The 15619-nt window shown below is 70.0% G+C and carries 15 protein-coding genes; 8 read left to right on the forward strand and 7 right to left on the reverse strand.

The genetic code is table 11. The annotated features are described in order from the left end of the window. From J2Z33_RS15355 to uvsE, 3 genes are all read left to right on the forward strand, one after another. A partial coding sequence (locus tag J2Z33_RS15355) for a hypothetical protein (protein ID WP_209842667.1) occupies positions 1 to 195 on the forward strand: 195 nt, incomplete at its 5' end. A 237-nt stretch (positions 196 to 432) separates the two neighbouring features. After that, positions 433 to 1503, forward strand: a complete 1071-nt coding sequence (locus tag J2Z33_RS15360) for a DHH family phosphoesterase (protein WP_209842669.1) — start codon at positions 433 to 435, stop codon at positions 1501 to 1503. After that, complete coding sequence (uvsE, locus tag J2Z33_RS15365) at positions 1500 to 2666, forward strand: UV DNA damage repair endonuclease UvsE (protein WP_209842671.1); 1167 nt, start codon at positions 1500 to 1502, stop codon at positions 2664 to 2666. Before J2Z33_RS15360 ends, uvsE begins: the two co-directional genes overlap by 4 nt. Before the next feature lies 1 nt (position 2667). Here the strand turns inward: uvsE and J2Z33_RS15370 are convergent, their stop codons facing one another. Beyond that, positions 2668 to 3660 carry an aldo/keto reductase gene (locus tag J2Z33_RS15370; RefSeq protein WP_209842673.1) on the reverse strand — a complete coding sequence of 331 codons (993 nt, stop codon included), beginning with the start codon at positions 3658 to 3660 and terminating at the stop codon, positions 2668 to 2670. Positions 3661 to 3798: 138 nt separating this feature from the next. On the opposite strand from J2Z33_RS15370, the gene J2Z33_RS15375 reads away from it, so the two are divergent. After that, positions 3799 to 4467 carry a TerC family protein gene (locus J2Z33_RS15375; RefSeq protein ID WP_209842675.1) on the forward strand — a complete coding sequence of 223 codons (669 nt, stop codon included), beginning with the start codon at positions 3799 to 3801 and terminating at the stop codon, positions 4465 to 4467. Between the two features lie 318 nt (positions 4468 to 4785). Then, on the forward strand, positions 4786 to 6042 hold the full coding sequence (locus J2Z33_RS15380; RefSeq protein ID WP_209842677.1) for a glycoside hydrolase 5 family protein: 1257 nt from the start codon (positions 4786 to 4788) through the stop codon (positions 6040 to 6042). Positions 6043 to 6050: 8 nt separating this feature from the next. Here J2Z33_RS15380 and J2Z33_RS15385 read toward each other — a convergent pair whose 3' ends face one another. The 6 genes from J2Z33_RS15385 to urtA all read right to left on the reverse strand — a co-directional run bounded on the left by J2Z33_RS15385 (position 6051) and on the right by urtA (position 12584). Continuing rightward, complete coding sequence (locus J2Z33_RS15385) at positions 6051 to 6524, reverse strand: potassium channel family protein (protein WP_209842679.1); 474 nt, start codon at positions 6522 to 6524, stop codon at positions 6051 to 6053. 97 nt (positions 6525 to 6621) lie between these two features. Then, the gene (urtE, locus tag J2Z33_RS15390; RefSeq protein ID WP_209842681.1) at positions 6622 to 7317 is read right to left on the reverse strand and encodes an urea ABC transporter ATP-binding subunit UrtE; all 696 of its coding nucleotides are present in this window, start codon (positions 7315 to 7317) and stop codon (positions 6622 to 6624) included. Positions 7318 to 7320: 3 nt separating this feature from the next. Further along, on the reverse strand, positions 7321 to 8061 hold the full coding sequence (gene urtD / locus J2Z33_RS15395; protein ID WP_209842683.1) for an urea ABC transporter ATP-binding protein UrtD: 741 nt from the start codon (positions 8059 to 8061) through the stop codon (positions 7321 to 7323). 2 nt (positions 8062 to 8063) lie between these two features. Continuing rightward, the gene (locus tag J2Z33_RS15400; RefSeq protein WP_209842685.1) at positions 8064 to 9311 is read right to left on the reverse strand and encodes an ABC transporter permease subunit; all 1248 of its coding nucleotides are present in this window, start codon (positions 9309 to 9311) and stop codon (positions 8064 to 8066) included. Between the two features lie 4 nt (positions 9312 to 9315). Next, entirely contained in the window at positions 9316 to 11253 is a 1938-nt protein-coding gene (urtB, locus tag J2Z33_RS15405) for an urea ABC transporter permease subunit UrtB (RefSeq protein ID WP_209842687.1), read from the reverse strand. A gap of 44 nt (positions 11254 to 11297) precedes the next feature. Continuing rightward, positions 11298 to 12584: an urea ABC transporter substrate-binding protein gene (urtA, locus tag J2Z33_RS15410; RefSeq protein WP_209842689.1), complete on the reverse strand. Its 1287-nt coding sequence runs from the start codon at positions 12582 to 12584 to the stop codon at positions 11298 to 11300. 532 nt (positions 12585 to 13116) lie between these two features. Here urtA and J2Z33_RS15415 point away from each other — a divergent pair. The 3 genes from J2Z33_RS15415 to J2Z33_RS15425 all read left to right on the forward strand — a co-directional run bounded on the left by J2Z33_RS15415 (position 13117) and on the right by J2Z33_RS15425 (position 15618). Beyond that, positions 13117 to 13563, forward strand: a complete 447-nt coding sequence (locus J2Z33_RS15415; RefSeq protein WP_209842691.1) for a hypothetical protein — start codon at positions 13117 to 13119, stop codon at positions 13561 to 13563. A gap of 84 nt (positions 13564 to 13647) precedes the next feature. Beyond that, a complete protein-coding gene (locus tag J2Z33_RS15420) occupies positions 13648 to 14253 on the forward strand; it encodes a L,D-transpeptidase (protein ID WP_209842693.1) in 606 nt (201 codons plus the stop codon). A 105-nt stretch (positions 14254 to 14358) separates the two neighbouring features. Continuing rightward, on the forward strand, positions 14359 to 15618 hold the full coding sequence (locus tag J2Z33_RS15425) for an imelysin family protein (RefSeq protein WP_209842695.1): 1260 nt from the start codon (positions 14359 to 14361) through the stop codon (positions 15616 to 15618). Position 15619: the final 1 nt, after the last annotated feature.

A 15619-nucleotide genomic window follows, 5' to 3' on the forward strand; every position in this document is an offset into this window, starting at 1 on the left:
TATGCAAAACGACCCCAAACCGTCGATCCCGACAAGCCTAAAGCAACCGCCCACATATCCCTTCAAGATACATTCGAATGTCAAATAGCAGGGGACAGCTTTCACGCCCGGCCTCCCCACTTCCAGGGCGGCCCGGCGATCATCACCATCCATCCCGTCCCGCTCGGCCACCTCAGTGGCGTCGCCGTCCGGTGAGGCGTGATCTAGAGACGCCAGCCGGCAGACGCAAGACCCCACACCGCAAAAAAGCCCACGAACCAGACAGTGACCAAACGGCAAGGACCCAGGAGACCAAAGACCAGACAACAAAGAACGCCACAGGACACCACAAGACGCGACCCCAAACCCCAACCCGGCCCAGATACAGCCCCGCCGCTCCCTCAAGAGCAATGGGACGGCGGACCCGGATGCCCGCTCGGCCGTTGTAGAGCCATGTCCGAGACGCAGGTTCACCGCTCGTCCGAAGTGGCCCAAGCCTTCCGGGCGGCGCTCGGGCGTATGGAACCCGGCGGGTCCGAGGGGCCGTTGCTGGTCCTGGGCCACTTCGACGCCGATGGCCTGTCGGCTGCCGCGATCCTGGGCCGGGGGCTGGAGCGAGGGGGACGACGGGTCGCTCTCCGCATCGTCGGCAAGGGCGAGAACCCCTGGTCGCCGGACCTCGGCGCCGAGCTGGCCGGCCACAATCCGGCTGGCCTGCTGGTCACCGATCTCGGCATCCGCGAGGGGGACATCCTCCCGGGCGTGCCGACGGTCCTGATCGACCACCATGTCCCGACCGGCACGCCCGGCGAGGCGGTCGTCATCTCCGGCAATGGATGGGAGCCCGAGCCCACGTCGGCGCTGCTGGCCTACTGGTGCGCGCAGGCGATCGGGCCCGCCGAGGATCTCCTGTGGCTGGCGGCCCTGGGGCTGATCGGCGATATGTCTGGCGAGGCGGGCTTCGCGGAACTGGCCGAGGCGCAGGCCCGCTACGGCAAGACCGCCCTTCGGGACGCCGTGTCGCTGGTGAACGCGCCGCGCCGGACCGTTGCCGCCGATCCGAGCCCGGCCCTCGCCCTCCTCCTCCGCTGCGACTCGCCCAAGGAGTTGCTCCGGGGCGGTCATCCGGAGACCGAGCGGCTGCACGCTGCCAAGGCCGAGGTGGCGGCGGCGCTGGACGCGGCCAAACGGGTCGCGCCGAAGGTGCGGGGCGACGTGGCGCTGATCCGCTTCGCGTCCGGCTGCCAGATCCATCCGCTCATCGCCCAGCAGTGGCGCGGGCGGCTGAGGGACAAGATCGTGCTGGCCGCGAATACCGGCTACCGCGAGGGCTGGGTCCACTTCGCCGCCCGGACGGCAACCGGGACGGACCTGATCCGCTTTTTGGCCGCGCACCGCCCGCCCGGCGCGGACGAGGGCTATGGCAGCGGCCACGCGCAGGCGACGGGCGGCGCGCTCCGGCCGGCCGATTGGAACGCGTTCATCGCCGGACTAGGCTTCCCCGACGAACAGGTGCCCGCATGACCCCTCGCCCCCTCCGCCTCGGCTTTCCCGTGAAGGTCATGGGACAGCCCGACCTCAAGAGCAACGACACGCGGGGCTGGCGGAAGGGACCGCACCTCAAGCAGTCGCTCGAATACGTGGATGCGATCCTCGACTACCTCGTGGCGATCGAGGTGGACATGTATCGGCTGTCCTCGGACCTCGCGCCCTATGCGACCCACCCGGACATGCCGCAGTTTCATGGCATGGTCGCGGAGAGCGACGCGGAACTGGCGGCGTTCGGGCGGAAGGCCCGGGATCTGGACATCCGGCTGTCGTTCCATCCGTCGCAGTTCGTGCTGCTCAACAGCCCCGACCCGGACCTGACGCGCAAGAGCATCTGGGACCTGTCCTCGCAGGCCGAGATGCTGGACCGCATGGGGCTGGGTCCCGAGGCGGTGCTGGTGACCCATGTGGGCGGCGTCTACGGCGACCGGGAGGAGAGCCGGGCGCGCTGGATCGAAGGCTACGGCCAATGCCCCGAGCACGTCCGGCGGCGGCTGGTGCTGGAGAACGACGACATCCGCTTTTCGGCGGCGGACGTGCTGTGGATTCATGAGCGGTGCGGGGTGCCGTTGATCTTCGACTACCAGCATTACTGGTGCCTGAACCCCGAGGGGCTGGAGCTGCGGGCAGTGCTGGAGCGATTCGTGCGGTCCTGGCCCGAGGGGGTGCGGCCCAAGATCCACTTCTCCTCGCCACGCACGGAGATGCGGGAGGTGAAGCGCAAGGTGACGGACAAGGACCGCGAGGCGCTGAAGGCGGGCAAGGAGCTGAGGGGGCAACTGTTGGGAGCACCGGTCAAGCCCACGTCGCGGGTCAAGACGGTGCTGGTGCCGCCGATCTGGACGGGGCACGCGGACTTCACCAATCCCTTCGAGTTCGCGACCTTCATGCGGACGGCGGAAGGGCTCGACTTCGACGTGATGCTGGAAAGCAAGACGAAAGACCTGTCGCTCCTCAAGCTCAAGACGGACCTGCTCCGCTATGCGCCCGACGTGGCGGCGCGGTTCGGCAGCGGACCGGACGACGCGCGCGAAGTGGCCGAGGTGGAGCGGATGCTGGACGAGGGCGTCACCGCCGAGGAGGAGGCGGACGTGGACGAGGGCGGCCTGACGGACGCCCCCGAGGAGGCCAGCGCCTGAGCTACCAGAGCTGGTGGACGTGGGGAGCGATGCGGCTCCGGTAGATTTCGCGCACGACCTCCATGGTGCCCTCGTCCAGGGGTGGCAGGCGACCGGCGGCGGCGTTGGAGCGGGCCTGGTCGGCGGTCTTGGCACCGGGGATGACGACGGACACGGCCTCCTCCATCAGGCACCAGCGCAGGGCCACCTGCGCCAGCGGCGTGTCGCCAGGCAGCGCGGCCTGCACCGCCTCCACCGCGTCGAGGGCCACGTCGAAGGGCACGCCCGAGAAGGTCTCGCCCTTGTCGAAGGCCGCGCCGTCGCGATTGAAGGCACGGTGGTCGTCGGCGGCGAAGATGGAATCGCGCGACATCTTGCCGGTCAGGAGGCCGGAGGCAAGTGGCACGCGGGCGATCACCGCGACGTGCTTCTTCAGGGCCTGGGAGAAGAACAGCTCGGCCGGGCGCTGGCGGAACATGTTCCAGATGATCTGGACCGAAGCGACGTTCGGGAACTCGATGGCCTTGAGCGCCTCCTCGACCTTCTCGACCGAGACGCCGTAGTGCCGGATCTTGCCCTCGCGCACGAGGTCGTCGAGCGCACCGAACACCTCGGGCCGGTAAAAGACCTCGGTCGGAGGGCAGTGGAGCTGGACGAGATCCAGGATGTCCACGCCGAGGTTCGAGAGGCTGCGGTCGATGAACGCTTCGAGGTTGGCCCTGGTGTAGCCTTCGGCCACATGAGGGTTCAGCCTTCGCCCGGCCTTGGTCGCGACGATGGGGCGGTCGCCGCCTCGGTCTTTCAGCACCTCGCGGATGATGCGCTCGCTGCGCCCGTCGCCATAAACATCGGCGGTGTCGACGAAGTTCACGCCCTCGTCCAGCGCGGCATGGAGCGCGGCGCGGGCGTCGGCCTCGCTCACCTCGCCCCAGGTTCCACCGATGGCCCAGGCTCCGAAGCCCACCGCCCCCACGCGCCAGCCGGTCCGGCCGAATTCCCTCGTCAGCATCGTCATGTTCTCCTCCCATGCCGTCGTCCCCACCTGATGCCCCGGGAGGCCGGGCGGGGCAACAGCGGGCGCGCGTCCCGCCGGGGTTGAGGTCGCGGCCGAAACGTGGTGCACGGCGCGCAACGCCGCTGCCGGGGGGCCAGAATGGAAATCTTCACCTATGCGGGCCTCGTGGCCCTGCTCCAAGTCGTCGCCATCGACCTCGTACTGGCGGGCGACAACGCCGTGGTGATCGGCCTCGCGGCGGCGGGGCTGCCCAAGGAGCAGCGCAACCGGGCGATCCTGGTCGGCATCCTGGCCGCGACGGCGCTCCGCATCCTGTTCGCCACCGTCACGACGCAACTCTTGGCCATCACCGGGCTGCTGCTGGCGGGCGGCATCCTCCTTCTCTGGGTCTGCTGGAAGATGTGGCGCGAGTTGCGCGCGGGTCACGCCGCTGAATCCCAGGCCGCCGAGGAGGCGCTGGCCGGAGCGGACCTGAACGCCGATGGCACGGTGGCGGGCGGCATCCCGCGCAAGACCTTCGCCCAGGCGGCCACGCAGATCGTCGTCGCCGACGTGTCGATGTCGCTCGACAACGTGCTCGCGGTGGCGGGCGCGGCGCGCGAGCATTTCTCGGTGCTCGTCATCGGGCTCGTGCTCTCCATCGCGCTGATGGGCCTCGCCTCCACGGTCATCGCCCGGCTGATCGCGCGTCATCGCTGGATCGCCTACCTGGGCCTCCTCATCATCCTCTATGTCGCGCTCCGGATGATCTGGGAGGGCTGGCACGAGGTCGAGGTCGGCGTGCTGGCCTGGGCGGGCCCGCACTGACGCCGTCTCGGGCCCGGCCCGGCGGAGAGGGAACCCACGGCCTCGGCGCGCCTTGTCTCCCGTCCGCATCCAGCCAAGTAGCTGGATGCGGCGCGGAAGGATGGGGGAGGCCCGGCCATCGCCAATGATCTCACCGCTGTCGGACCGGAAGCCTTCGCGCGCAACCCGGGCCTCCACGACCTACCCTGGGTCAGCGTCGCGCCGGACGCGCCGTATTTCCAGCTCGACACCGGCGAGCCTTGGACGCCCATCGGCCAGAACGACGCGGTCACCTGGCCCGAGCTGGCCGGCCTTTTCCGCCGCAGGGACTTGGCCGCCGTGGACCGGCACTTCGACTGGCTGGCCGATCATGGCGTGACCTGCCTTCGGTTGATGATGGAATACGCTCACGGCGAGAACCGCTACCTCGAACGGCCGGTCGGACGGCTCCAGCCCAACATGGTCCGCCTCTGGGACGACATCTTCGCCCTCTGCGCCCGGCACCGGCTGCGGCTCCTGCTCACCCCGTTCGACACGTTCTGGCTTTGGCTCCGCTGGGCCAAGCACCCTTACAATAGGATCAATGGCGGGCCATGCCCGCAAAGGCGGCAGCTCCTGACCCACCGACCGACGATAGAGGCCATCAAGGCTCGCCTGACCTTCATCGTCGAGCGCTGGGGCGGCAGCGGCGTCGTCTTCGCTTGGGACCTGTGGAACGAGATGCACCCGGCCCACATGGGGGACAGCGCCGCGGGTTTCGCGGGGATCGCGACGGAACTGAGCGAGCATGTCCGCGGCATCGAATTGGCGGCCCATGGCCGAAGCCATCCGCAGACGATCTCGCTGTTCGGCCCGATCCTTCGGACGCATCCCGAGGTGGCCGACACGATCTTCCGCCATCCCCGGCTCGACTTCGCGACCACCCATCTCTATGCCGAGGGAACCATCGACGCGCCGCGCGACACCGTGGCCCCGGCGGTCGTCGTAGGCGACCTCGTGCGCGAGGCGCTGGAGCACTGCCCGCCGAGCCGCCCCTACCTCGACAGCGAGCACGGGCCGATCCATACCTTCAAGGACCGCCGGCGCACCCTGCCCGCGCCGTTCGACGACGAATACTTCCGCCACATCCAGTGGGCTCACCTCGCCTCTGGCGGCGTGGGCGGCGGAATGCGATGGCCGAACCGGCACCCGCACACGCTCACCCCCGGAATGCGGCAGGCGCAGGCGGCGCTGGCGGGGTTCCTGCCGCTCATCGACTGGACGCGCTTCCGCCGTCGGAACGTCAGCCGCGAGGTCCGGGTGTCCGATCCGGGGCTAAGCGCCTTCGCCTGCTCCGACCCACGGCAGGCCGTAGTCTGGCTCCTGCGCAACGACAGCCTTGACGGCAAGGGCATGTTGCGGCCGCGCGACCCGGTCCAGGCGAGCCGCGTCGAGCTGCCCGGGGTGGCCGATGGCCCTTGGGAGGTGGTCGCCTGGGACACCCGCTCGGGCCTGCGCTCGTGGGACCGGACGGTCGTCGTGCGGGAGGGCGTCCTCGGCCTTGACGGGATCGAGGTGCCGGCCGATCTCGCGCTCGCGCTCCGCGCACGGGCCTGAGAAGGCGGTCAGGGCTCGGACGCTTCGGAGTCCCGAGGCGCGGGATCGTCGCCGCGCCGCCGTCGCGCGTCGTGCATGGGCCAGTAGCGCTCCATGGCCAGGTAGGTGAAGGAGGCCGACCAGCCGATGAGGAGGAGGCCGTTCAGCGCCTCGACCCCCGCGATCAGCCGGGCGGGTCCCACGGGCACCTGGTCGCCGAAGCCCAGTGACGTGTAGCTCACCACCGAGAAGTAGACGCAGTCCAGCAATCCCGTGACCGGCACGCCGGAGAAGCTCGGCACCTGCCAGACGACGGCCAGGACCCAGTAGGCGATGGCGTAGATCCAGACTGCGACCGTGTGCCCGGCGAAGCAGGCCAGCACGACCGCCACCGTCCGCGCGCGCAGCGGGATGGGCAGGTCGCTGAGGTGAGCCGAGGTGAGCCGAAGCACCTCGTAGAAGGTGAGCACCGTCGCCATCACCAGGACGACCGTGGCCGTCATCGCAGCGATCATTCCGTTCCCCGATCAGGCACGCCCGCGATCAGGAAACACCAAGCGGCCGCGATGCCAAGGCCCCGCCGCGTCCGGGACGCTGGGCCTAGATCGAGACGGCCTCAAGGAGCCGCTGGCGCTCCACCTCCGGCTTCGGCGCGGCGAGCGTCACGGAGCCACGGCTCAGTGCCACGAAGCGGTCGGCGAGCGCGTGGGCGAAGTCGAAATACTGTTCGACCAGCACGATGGCGATGCGGCCCCCGTCGCGCAGCGATTCGATCACGCGGCCGATGTCCTTGATGATGCTGGGCTGGATGCCCTCGGTCGGCTCGTCGAGCAGGAGGACGCGGGGCCGCGTCACCAGCGCGCGGGCGATTGCGAGCTGCTGCTGCTGGCCGCCCGACAGGTCGCCGCCCCGGCGGTTCCGCATGGTCCTGAGGATCGGGAACAGGTCGTAGAGCTCGGGCGGGACCTCGCGCCTGGCGCGGGGCAGGCAGGCGAAGCCCGCCTCGAGGTTCTCGGCCACGGTCAGGAGCGGGAAGATCTCGCGCCCCTGCGGCACGGAGGCGATGCCGGCGCGCGCCGCCTGCGCGGCGGTCGGGTGGCCGAGGTCGCGCCCGTCCAGCGTCACCGTGCCACCGTCGAACGGATGTCGCCCGGCGATCGCTTTGAGGAGGCTGGTCTTGCCGACGCCGTTCATCCCCATCACCGCCGTCACCTCGCCTGGCCGGGCCAGGAGGTCCACGCCGTGCAGGATGCGGCTCTGGCCGTAGCGGAGGGTCAGGCCCCGGACTTCCAGCATTCCCTATCTCCCCAGGTAGACGTCGATGACGTTCGGATCGGCGGTGACGTGGTCGAGGCTGCCCTCGGCCAGCACGCGTCCTTCGTGGAGCACCGTCACCCGGCAGTCGAGCCGGCGGACGAACTCCATGTCGTGCTCGACCACCACCACGGCCCGTGTCCGCGCCGCGCGCTTGAGAAGGTCGGTCGTGTGCTCCCGCTCGGCCACGGTCATCCCGGCCGCCGGCTCGTCCACCAGCAGGAGCTTGGGGTCCTGCGCGAGGAGCATTCCGATCTCCAGCCACTGCTTCTGGCCGTGGGACAGCTCGCCGGCGCGACGGGTGAGATGGGCGCGCAGGCCGATCTCCTCGGCGATGGCCTCGACGCGGACGCGGTCGGCGGCGGTGCGGCGCGCGAGGAGAAGCCGGAGCGGCTGGCGCGGGTTCTTCAGCGCCATGTCGAGGTTCTCGGCCACGCTTTGCGCCTCGAACACCGTCGGGCGCTGGAACTTGCGCCCGAGGCCCAGCCGGGCGATCCGCGCCTCGGAGAGCCCGACGAGGTTCATCCCCCCCTCTCCCCAGAGCACGCGACCCCGGTCGGGCCGGGTCTTGCCGGTCACGATGTCCATGAAGGTGGTCTTGCCGGCGCCGTTCGGCCCGATGATGGCGCGCAATCCGGTGCTCGCGATGGCAAGCGAAAGGTCGTTGATCGCCTTGAAGCCGTCGAAGGTGACGGAGATGGAGTCGACCTCCAGGAGCGTCGTCATGGCTAGCCCTCCTCCCTGCGCCAGGCGCCATCGTCGGGGCCCCAGTCGCCCTGACGACGGGACGGACGTCGCGGCACCAGGTCGAAGAGGCCGCCCAAGCCCTTGGGCGCGAGCAGCGTCACCGCCACGAAGCCCAATCCCAGGAGCACCGTCCACCAATCGGTCCAGCGGATCGTGGCGAACCCCAGTGGCACGTCCGGCACGCCGCCGCTCGTGAACCACGACGACAGGAGCGAGACCAGCGCCGCCCCCAGCGCCGCCCCATAAAGCCGCCCCCGCCCGCCAATGGCGACCCAGACGGCGAGATAGACGGAGGCGAGCGGCGCGACTTCGCCCGGATTGATGATCCCGGCCTGCGGGTAATAGAGCGCCCCGGCGATGGCGGTCACCATGGCGGTGAGCGTGAAGACCAGGAGCTTCGTCCCCTCGACCCCGTAGCCCAGGAAGCGCACCCGCGCCTCGTCGTCGCGGATGGCCCGGATGACCGACCCGCGCCGGCCTGAGGTGAGCCAGGCGAAGAGGACGTAGCCCAGCGCCAGCGCCAGGGCCGAGCCCCAGAGAAACGCGACCGACAGCGTGGCCTGCCCCCAGCCGTCGAGGCCGGGGATGTTCTGGAGGCCCGAGAGGCCGTTGTTGCCGCGCAGCCCCGAGTCGTTCTGGAAGAGCCACAGCGACAGCGCCAGGGTCATGCCCTGCGTGAGGATCGACAGGTAGACCCCCGTCACCCTGGAACGGAATGCCAGCCAGCCAAAGAGGCCCGCCAGCAGGCCTGGCACCAGCACCACCATGAGGAGCTGGAGCCCGAGGCTGTCCGAGAAGGCCCATATCCAGGGAAACTCGTCCGCCCCGACGACGCCGAAGATCTGCGTGGCGACCGCCTGCTCCAGCTCGCGCGGGGTCGGGGGGAGCGGCTGCCCGGCGAGGCTTTGGGCGACGATCTCGGTGGTGCGGGCCGTCATCAGCCATTGGCCGATGGCATAGCCGCCCAGGCCGAAGAAGGCCATGTGGCCGAGGCTCAGGATGCCGCAGTAGCCCCAGACCACGTCCATCGCCACGGCAGCGAGGCAAAGGCAGAGCGTCTTGCCGAGCGTCTTGACGAAGGAGGTGGAGATCAGGCCGACTCCCATACCCTCCGAAAGGAAGCTCACGCCCAGCGTGAAGATCGCGAGCACGAGGAGCGCCCAGAGCACGGAGGGGTTCCCGGCAAGGACGAAGCGGGGCCGGAGGGCAGCGGCGGGCGCGATGGTCATGGCGTCAGGCTCCGGCCGCGCGGCCCTTCATCGCGACGATGCCGCGAGGACGGAACTGGATGAAGGCGATGATGAACAGGATCATGTAGGTCTGCGCGGCGAGGGTGTTGGAGGGGTTGAACCACTCGATCCACTTCTGGAGCACGCCGATCAGCGCCGCCCCGGCCAGCGTCCCCCAGACGTTCCCGACGCCGCCGACGACCACGGTCATGAAGCTCTGGACGATGTAGTCGGAGCCCATCTCGGATGTGACCTTGGCATAGAGCCCGATCGCCACGCCGGCGATGCCGGCGATGCCCGAGCCCAGGCCGAAGGTCAGCATGGCGATGCGGTCCGGGTCGATGCCCATCGACGCCGCCATGCCGGGGTTCTGCGTCACCGCCCGCACTTCCAGCCCCAGCCGGGTGCGCCTGAGGACGACCAGGATGAGCGCAAGGAACAGCAGCGCCAAGACGAAGATGGCGATGCGGATATAGGCGATGCCCAGCACGTCGTTGACGATCCAGGCGCCGTCGAGCCAGCCCGGCGAGGTGAGCGGCCGCGCCTGCGTCCCGAAGATGTTCTTGGCGATCTGCTGGAGCGCGATGGAGATGCCGAAGGTGGCGAGCAGCGTCTCCAGCGGCCGGTGCGCGAGGTGGCGGATCACCAGCCGTTCCATCGCGACTCCGGCCGCGAAGGTGACGGCGAAGGCCAACGGCAGCGCCAACACCAACGACAGCGTGTAGTCGGGCACCAGCGTCTGCACGACGTAGCCGGTGTAGGCGCCCATCATGATGAACTCGCCATGCGCCATGTTGATGACGCCCATGACGCCGAAGGTGATCGCGAGGCCGATGGCGGCGAGGAAGTAGATCGAGGCCAGCGACACCGCGTCGAGCACGATGTCGGCGGTCTGGTAGAGCCGCACCCGCGACTCGGCGGTGCCGAGCGCCCGCTCGGCGGCGGCGGTGACGGCGGGGTCCGTCTCCTCGTAGTCCTGCCAGAAGGCATGGGAGGCGAGCGCGGCATCGACCTCCGCCTCGGTCACGCGGGGCGGCAGGCCGCGCGCGGCGGCCATCGCGTCGTAGGCGGCGTGGCGGGCCTCGTCGGTGCCGAGCGTCGCGGCCGGCGCGTCGCCCACCCGCCCGTCGGCTATGGCGGCGGAGAGGGCGTCGCGGATCTCCGCCTCGGTGACGCGGGGCGGGGCGAGCCCGGCTTCGACCAGCATGACGTAGGCGGCCTCGCGCGGGAGGTCGGCGCTGCCGGGCGCGAGGGTGCGGGCGACGTTGGCCTCCTCAGGGATCGTATCGGCCACGCGGCTCGTGCTGGCGAGGATCTGGTTCAGGACGGCCCGCGCCTCGACGGCGATGTCCGAGCCCAGGTCTTCTATGGCGGCGATGCGCGCGGCCGGATCGGACCCGAAGCGGGCGGCGAGGAGGTCCGCAAGACGTTCCTTGCGGACGAGGATCGCGGGGTCGGATTCGTCCGTCAGCGAGGCTCGCAAGGGCTCGATCTGGTCGGCGGCGGGGTCATTGGCGATGGCGTCGAGGGCGGCCTGCCGCCGCGCGGGATCGGGATCGGAGAGCTGGAAGCGGATCAGGGCCGAGCCTATGACGCCGCGCACGCCGGCGTTGGGTTTCAGCTCCTCGACCTCGCGCGGGCCGGCGCGGCCGGCCTCGGCCCCGTTCGAAACGTCGTGGAGGATATGGCCGTCCCCGTCCGGCTCGCCGACGAAGAACAGGCCGTCGCTCCGTCGCTGGACGACCTCCTTGGCTTGCCAGTGCTGCAGGAAGGCCGGGACCTCCGGGAGGCCGGAGTCCACGAGCCGGCCCAGCACCTCGCCAACCGTGCGGCGCGACGGGTCCGAGATCGCCTCCGGATCAGCCTGGAGCAGATCCTGGAGGCTCTGCGCCGAGGCCGCCGAGGCCCAGAGTGTCACGAGAAGGACGAGGAGGAGTCGCATGGGGCGGACGCGGGGACCGGCGATACGCGGCCCCCGCCCTTTTCTCAGTAGTTGGAGGTGAGCTGGACGCAGGTCTGCGTCTCGGTGTTGTACATGCCGCATTTCAGCTTCTGCCAGTCGGCCTCCAGCACGGCGGATTCGGGCAGGAAGTCGGTCCAGGCGTCGCCCGCGACGGGCTCGGTCTGCGAGATGATGTCGAACTGGCCATCGGCCGTGATCTCGCCGATCAGGACCGGCTTGGTCAGGTGATGGTTGGGCAGCATCTCGGCCACGCCGCCGGTCAGGTTCGGGACCTTCTGCCCCACCATGGCGTCGATCACGGCGTCCACGTCGGTGGTGCCGGCCTGCGTGACGGCGTTCACCCACATGTTGAAGCCGATGTAGTGGGCCTCCATCGGGTCGTTGGTCACGCGCGCCTCGTCGCCGATGTAATCGTGCCACGCTGCGATGAAGGCCGCGTTCTCGGGCGTGTCGGCGGACATGAAGTAGTTCCACGCGGCGAGGTGCCCGACGAGGTTCGAGGTATCGAGGCCCGAAAGCTCCTCCTCGCCCACCGAGAAGGCGACGACCGGCATCTCGTCGGCCGAGATGCCCTGCGCGGCCAACTCCTTGTAGAAGCCGATGTTGGCGTCGCCGTTGATGGTCGAGATCACGCCCACCGGCTCGCCGTCGGCGGCCAGCGCCTTCACGTCGCCGACGATCGTCGCCCAGTCGGACTGGCCGAAGGGGGTATAGTTGACGAAGATGTCCTCCTCGGGGATGCCCTTCGACTCGAGGTAGGCGGCCAGGATGTTGTTCGTCGTGCGCGGATACACGTAGTCGGTGCCGAGCAGGGCGAACTTGGTGATGCCCAGCTCCTCCAGGTAGTAGTCCACGGCCGGGATCGCCTGCTGGTTCGGCGCGGCGCCGGTGTAGAAGACGTTCTTGGACGATTCCTCCCCCTCGTATTGCACGGGGTAGAACATCAGGCCGTTCAGCTCCTCGATCACCGGCAGGACGGACTTGCGCGACACCGAGGTCCAGGCGCCGAAGATCGCGTCCACCTCGTTCACGGTCAGCAGCTCGCGCGCCTTCTCGGCGAAGAGCGGCCAGTCCGAGGCGGGGTCCACGACCACGGCCTCGATCTGGCAGCCCAGCAGGCCGCCCTTGGCGTTCTGCTGCTCGATGAGCATCAGCATCGTGTCCTTCAGCGTCGTCTCGGAGATCGCCATGGTCCCCGAGAGCGAGTGGAGGACGCCGACCTTGATCGGGCAGGCCTCCTGCGCGGCGGCCGTCGTCGCGCCAAAGGCGGCGATCAGCGCCGCGATGGAAAGGCTGGTGGTGTTGGTCATTCCCGGTTCCCTGTCCTCGGCCCGGCCAAGTCCCGGGCTTCCGGGACGCTTGGCGCGCCTCGGGCCTCGGATTATCCTTGCACCGCAGCCATTCCGCTGCCGCCGCGCGGGTCTTGTCTGGCCGGACCGGCCCCGTGCGGCGCTCTCCCGGGCTCCGGCACGCCGGAACCCGAGCCGACCAAAGACGCGGGTTCCCCCGGTGGCAACCGCTCCCGAGCGGCCCTTTCGCGCAAGCCCGGATATTGGTGACGGAATGGGCATCGGCGCATCCGATGCCCAAGTCACAGGCATGACGCAGATGTCCGAGCACCATAGGGTCGGGGCAGCACCACCCCAAGACGTCGCTTACCGGCACCGAGGCGCCGTTTCCCGACATGGCCGACATCGAGGAACGCCTTCCGAGCCGATCGACGGCAGGGCGGGACCGCCGTCTCCGACGCGCCGCAGCTCGGCCCTCATTTTTCCCAAGTTCGCGACAATGGTCGGCGAAGAACCGCGACCTCCTCGCTTGCCTCCCCCGGAAAGGACGACGATGCCGATCAGCCTGCCTTCCCTCCCCGCGCTCGTCGCCCTTCGTGCGCTCCAGGCCGAGGCGGCCGCCGCGGCCGTCCACGCGCTCGACGACGCGCAGCGCGTGCTGGGCAGCTACGACGTCGTGCTGGAGGTCACCGCCGACCTCCCCGAGGAGAGCCGTGTCGCCGTGCTCCGGGCGCTCGCGCGCCGCCTCGCCGCCGCCGACCATCGCACCCGCGCCTGCCAGGCCCGCGTGGACGAGGCGGTGCGCTTCGGGCGGACGCTTCGAGGCAAGCCATCCCCCGTCGATCTGGTCGAGGTGCCCGCCGACCTCTTCGAGATGCTGTCGCCCTATCTCGACGACGCCATGACGCCGGTGCTGCGCGCCATCGCCGGCCGCGCGGGCCGGGGTTGCTCGGCCGAGGTGGTGGAGTCCTACTTCCCGCAGCCGGCTGCCGTCGCCTGACGCGCACGCGCCGGGTCGCGCGGGTGAACCAATCGGGCCCCTCCCTCGTTTCGCTCGGCACACCGAGCCGAAAGGAGCCCTCCCATGCTGACCCGCCGCCATCTGCTGGCCACCGGACTCGCGACCTTCGGGCTCGCCGCCGGAGGGGTCCGGGCGCAGGACGAACTGGCCCTGTCGCAGGTCCTCGCGCCCGAGTTGCAGCCCCGCTTCGTGCCCATCCAGCCCGGCATCCCGGCCGGGCAGATCCACGTCGATCCGAACCGCTTCGCGCTCTACTGGACGCAGGGCGACGGGACGGCGCTCCGCTACGCGGTCGGGATCGGCCGGCCCGGGCTGTACGAGCCGGGGGTCTACACCATCGGCGCCAGGAAGGAATGGCCCTCCTGGAAGCCCACCCCCGACATGGTGGAGCGGGAGCCCGAGCTTTACGGCCCCTACGCCGAGGAGGGGATGCCGGGCGGGCCGGACAACCCGCTGGGCGCGCGGGCGCTGTATCTGTTCGAGCCGGGCCGGGGCGACACCTTCATGCGCATCCACGGGACCAACGCCCCGCGGACCATCCAGGCGGCGGTCTCGAACGGCTGCACGCGGCTCATCAACGCCGACATCATCGACCTTTATGCACGGGTGCCGGTCGGCACGATGGTCGTGCTCTATCCGCGCAGCAGCCTGTTCACGGCCGGGGCCTAGGGTCGGCCACGCGCGCCGGAACAAGTCGATTGACATAGACGACTGTTTCACTAAGGGATCCGTCCAACAGCGTCGCCGTTGGCGCAGCGGAGCACGAGACCCGAGATGAAGCACCTGACCCTTGCAGCCGCGACGATGGCGGCCGGCGCGCTGCCGGCTTTGGCGCAGGACGCCTCCGCCGTCATCGACACCTATGCCGACATCGCCGAGGCCGGCTATGCCGACAGCCATGCGGCGGCCGAGGCGCTGGCGCAGGCCGTGGACGCGCTGATCGCCTCCCCCTCCGAGGGGACGCTGGCGACCGCCCGCTCGGCCTGGCTCGACTCGCGCGTGCCCTACATGCAGACCGAGGTGTTCCGCTTCGGCAACCCGATCGTGGACGACTGGGAAGGTCAGGTGAACTCCTGGCCCCTGGACGAGGGGCTGATCGACTATGTCGATCCCTCCTATGGCGGGCCGACCGATGAGAACGAGGCCGCCGTCGTCAACGTCATCGCGCATCCGACCTTCACCCTGTCGGGCGAGGAGGTGGATGCGTCCGAGATCACGCCCGAGCTGCTGACCGGCACGCTCCAGCAGGCGGCGGGGGTCGAGGCCAACGTCGCCACCGGCTACCACGCCGTCGAGTTCCTGCTCTGGGGGCAGGACCTGAACGGCAACGGGCCCGGCATGGGCGACCGGCCCTGGACCGACTTCGCGCCCGGCGCGGAGTGCACGGGCGGCAACTGCGAGCGTCGCGCGGACTACCTCAAGGCCGCGACGGACCTGCTGGTGCAGGATCTCGCCTGGATGGCCGGGCAGTGGGGCGAGGGCGGCGCGGCGCGCGAGGCGGTCGCCGCCGATCCGGCCGCCGGCCTGACGGCCATGCTGACCGGGATGGGTAGCCTCTCCTACGGCGAGCTGGCGGGCGAGCGGATGCGGCTCGGCCTCATGCTCAACGACCCCGAGGAGGAGCACGACTGCTTCTCGGACAACACCCATGTCAGCCACTTCTACGACGGCGTCGGCATCCGGAACGTCTACCTCGGGACCTACACCCGTCCCGATGGCAGCACCGTGTCCGGGCCGTCGCTGGCCGACCTCGTGGCGGCCAAGGACCCCGCGCTCGATGCCGAGATGCGCGCCAAGCTCGACGCGAGCGTCGCCGCGCTGGGGGCGATGAAGGCGGCGGCCGAGGGCGGGCTGGCCTACGACATGATGCTCGATCGCGGCAACGCCGAGGGCGAGCGGCTCATCATGGCGGGCGTGGACGGCCTCGTGGACCAGACCCGCAGCATCGAGCGGGTCGTGGCGGCGCTGGCGGTCGGTGGCGTGACCATCGAGGGCTCGGACAGCCTGGACGCGCCGGAGGCCGTGTTCGAGTGAC

Origin of the sequence: Rubellimicrobium aerolatum (assembly GCF_017872975.1) — a bacterium.
Classification (GTDB): Bacteria; Pseudomonadota; Alphaproteobacteria; order Rhodobacterales; family Rhodobacteraceae; genus Rubellimicrobium; species Rubellimicrobium aerolatum.